3 protein-coding genes and 1 pseudogene are annotated in these 3,930 nt (G+C 39.8%); 2 read left to right on the plus strand and 2 right to left on the minus strand.

The features are described 5' to 3' along the window. Positions 1-386: 386 nt before the first annotated feature. Positions 387-525 (plus strand): annotated as a pseudogene (locus G5B42_RS12020) (transposase); the annotation flags it as partial. Positions 526-677: 152 nt separating this feature from the next. Here the strand turns inward: G5B42_RS12020 and G5B42_RS11190 are convergent. Both G5B42_RS11190 and G5B42_RS11195 read right to left on the minus strand, forming a co-directional pair. Next, positions 678-1,538: an NHL repeat-containing protein gene (locus G5B42_RS11190; RefSeq protein WP_181340555.1), complete on the minus strand. Its 861-nt coding sequence runs from the start codon at positions 1,536-1,538 to the stop codon at positions 678-680. Between the two features lie 15 nt (positions 1,539-1,553). Next, complete coding sequence (locus tag G5B42_RS11195; RefSeq protein ID WP_181340556.1) at positions 1,554-3,641, minus strand: RHS repeat-associated core domain-containing protein; 2,088 nt, start codon at positions 3,639-3,641, stop codon at positions 1,554-1,556. Positions 3,642-3,762: 121 nt separating this feature from the next. Between G5B42_RS11195 and G5B42_RS11200 the strand changes: the two genes are divergently transcribed. Further along, positions 3,763-3,930: transposase (locus G5B42_RS11200; protein WP_181340557.1), on the plus strand; the 168-nt coding region annotated here is incomplete at its 3' end.

The following is a 3,930-nucleotide window of genomic DNA, read 5'->3' on the forward strand; positions in this document are numbered from 1 at the left end:
AAAAAAATGTCCGCACCCCATTATGGGTATTTTACAACTGCCAATGACAACAGTTGATCTGTAAAGCCGTAAGAGTTGTTGTGATGGGTGTCGTGGCTCAACCATCCAAATCACACAAAGACAATCACGTTGGAGATAACGCAGAGGAGGCAGAGGAAAATTTTAAAGAAAACAAAAAAGAAGGATGTCTCATTATCAATGCTACTTGCGCACCGGCTAGCAACGTTATCCCACTGAGTTATCGTTGTTAAACAAAGCCCGTGAAAAGCCAACCCAAACCAATCTTGAATATTGCAATAAATAGTCATTCAGTTAAGTGGACCAGGGTTGTGAAGATCTAGCAGCTAAAAGCTAAAAAAGGACGGGAGTGAATGGATATCCGAATCCGCAACGATATCGTAGTTAGATTTGGCGAAGGAAAACGCTGTTATGGGTTGGGTCGTATTATGGCCAAACTTCAAGAGACCAGCGAAACGGTAATCCATCTACAATTCTTGGTGGATGAATCCAGAACGAAAACTCTAGCTTCTTTTTTACCCAGTTTAGATGGCTTTTTTTCAGTTGTCAAAGGGCCCTCTTTTCTGTTCCAGCTAGAGTTTTTCAGTAATCCCTAATTACTCTCTAAAATGTTACTGATTTTCTGTTAAAAATTTAATCCCTTTTAATAGTCACATCGATTAATTAAACTCGATTATAGTTATCTGAAACCCTTTTTGACCTCCTTGTAAATAAACTACCTTATTAGCTTCATCGACTTTAAAAAACTTTATGTAACTCGTATCATCATAAATTAAATCCGATTCAAAACTAATTTCTCTACTCTGCATTTTACCATCTAAATAAACCTTTGCTATTTTTAAACCATTATTTGTACTTTCAAGACAATAAATACTTTTATCCGAAACTCCAAATGGAATCATATATCCGTTAATAGTTACAGTAGTGCTAGTTTTACCATTATTATATATTTGAATAATATCATCAGGCGTTTGAATAGCCGTGTCCCCTGAACGATTTGATAATATTCTATACCCGGGAAGTTGGATAAAAGACCCATCTTCTTTTATTAACCCAATTATAATCCTCCCTGTCTGGGATAAAACACTAATAGCAACATGATTGTTAATATCTACAGAAAAATAATAGGGAACAGTCGTATTCTGTGGAAGATCGTATATATGCCTCCATTCACTGATAAACAGCTTATATATTCCTTTATCAGTTAAAACCATTATATTACCTTGGTTATCAATATGTAAATCAAAATATTCGAAGCTCTTGGGTAGAGAAACAGTTTCTAAAAATTCTCCTTGATATGAGTATACGTTAATTCTATAGTTAATCTCATCTAAAATATAAATTTTTCTGTTATGGACGGCTAAAGCTACAGGCCCACGGGAAGGCATATCACCATTATTTTCTACAAATCCTATTTGATCAAACTCATTACCCACCTGTATATAAAAGCAATCCTGAGCACTCACGTAACTATTAATCAAAACCATGAATATTATTACCAATATAATTTTTCTTCTCACAATTTACACTCCTTCTTATTTTTGTTTAATTCTATCTTCTTCTTTATAAGGGAAACCTCCGTCCTTGGAGAGGATTTCTACTTGTTTTTGTTCAATCTTATCGTCTTCTTTATTAGAACTCACTATCTGGTCATTTAACAAAGTCCCATAATTAGGAGTCAGGTGTTTATTGCAATCCCAAGATAGATATTCTTCTAAACTAACAATATAAACTCCTGTTTTCGGACTTCCTGCATTAATAACAGCATCTTCGACAATTTTCCCTTTTCTATCAATTGCCGTCCCTATAAAAACTTGAACATGTACTACTTTTCCGTCTTGTTCACTGTCAGAATAAGTAATAATATCAGCAGGTTTTAGATCTTCTCGTTCTATTTTCTCCATAAGATTATGATATCCTTGAGCTGTGGTTCTAGGTATACTTATTCCAGCTTGTGTATATGAATAATATACTGTGCCCGAGCAATCTACACCACCTTTATCCTCCCCACCCCAAACATATTTAGAGCCCGCCAAGCTGGCAGCATGCTTTGCGATATTAGATCTAATACTAGTTTCAGTAATAACTTGTTGACCATAATCCACATCTTCAGGAAGATACACTAATCCCCACAGATCCACCCAATTCACCGGATCCGAGCCACAATACTGGTACCAATTCAATCCATGCTTAATTGGATCAACCGTCAGCCACCGCATACTATGAGGGTTGTAATCCCGGAAGGCAAAAGAGTAGATACTAAGCTCCGGTTCGTACCGCTTTCCGGTGAATCCGTATGAGTTACGGCCCATCCCGGCCAGACCATGGTCAAACTTGCCGTCGTATGCCACTCCGTAGGCATCGTACTTGTACTTTTCCACCACTTGCCCGTTATGGCCGGTGAGCATAACCACCGAACCCAATACATCCTGGTGGTAGAAAGTAACATCCTTCAAGGGATCATGGCCCCAACCCCAACCATGCTTGACCGGTTTGTCAATCGTCTTGGCTGCCAACAAAAATCCGTTTCCGTAGTAATATTCTTGGATTTGGGTTAATTCCCCTGCCGGATCGTGCCCTTTTCCTTTCCCCTTCCCTTTGTTATTATGTACCTCCAGCTCATACTGGACAATAACATCAGTTCCTAGACCTGCATAGAGATAATACTCAATATTCCCCTTATTACCCTTCTCCGGATTAATTTCTTTGCTAACCCTTCGCCCTAGGGCATCGTAGGCATAATTGATCTCGCCGACAAAGCTCCTGTCCAGATAGATAAAAGGAGAGTTGTTCCGGGCGGTGACTAATCGGTTCTCCGGACTGTATTCATACTCTACATAGAAGGCGCCCAGTTCCTCCCGGATTAAGTTACCGTTCAAGTCATATTGGTAGGTTCGATTCCCGGCTTGCAATAGTTGATTATTGACGTCGTAGTTATAGTTGATCTCGCCCCAGCCGTTCTTTTTACTGATTACGTTACCGTTAGGATCATAGGTAAATTGCTCTTTCCAATATCCTTTACCCCAAAGGTTGAGGCCTATACCCCACGGCTGGAGTTGGCGATAAAGGTTGCTCAGTTTGTTTTGGTCCTCATAGTCCAGCATAAGATGGTTTATAAAGGGCAAGCCATTTGGCCCCGGATTGAGGTAACAATCATCTTTTTTCCCTTTTCCGTCTTCAAACAGAAGATTACTAAGCTCGGCCAATTGTTCAGCAAGATTCCGCTCTTCCTCCCAGGAGAGGTTAAGTTTTGGTATTTTGAAATCAGTCGGCCCTTCCCACTGGGGCACAAGTCCGTAGAATTGCCGTTCCTTTAGGTCAGCAATCTTCTTTTTATCGGTAAATGGGTAGTAGACTTCGATAAGGCGCCCAGCCGGATCATAGCGGTAAGCGGTTAAATCGCCATCCTCTTTAATCTGATAGATCCGCTGTCCTTTGGCGTTATAAAGGTATCCATAGGCGCTTAAGACTTTCCCGTGTCCGCGGTCTTGATAGTTAACGATACTCTCCAGCTCGCCTCTTGGGGTGTAAGTATATACTGTTTTAGTGTCATTAGCGTTAATCCGTTCAATGATCCGGTTTAAGGCGTCATATTTGAATTCTATTTTTCCACCATCAGGCAAAGTGACAAGTTAAGTCCGTATAATGGTGTAAAATTGGTTTCCAAAAAAAGAGGGGCCATTAACAAATTCCTCAGTTAGAATAGTAGTTGGACAAACCAAAATTCTAAGAGGAGGAATTTGAATGGCCCAATACCAGATTACCGTAGATCAAGAACTTTTGCACCGTCTATTTTTAGGCAATAACAAGGATTCCGGTGTGTCAGCGTTATTGGAATCGATATTGAACCAGATTTTGCAGGCGCAAGCCACCGAACAGCTTCAAGCCGAACCATACGAACGCACTGATAAA

The sequence above is a fragment of the Capillibacterium thermochitinicola genome (assembly GCF_013664685.1).
Lineage (GTDB): Bacteria > Bacillota > UBA4882 > UBA10575 > UBA10575 > Capillibacterium > Capillibacterium thermochitinicola.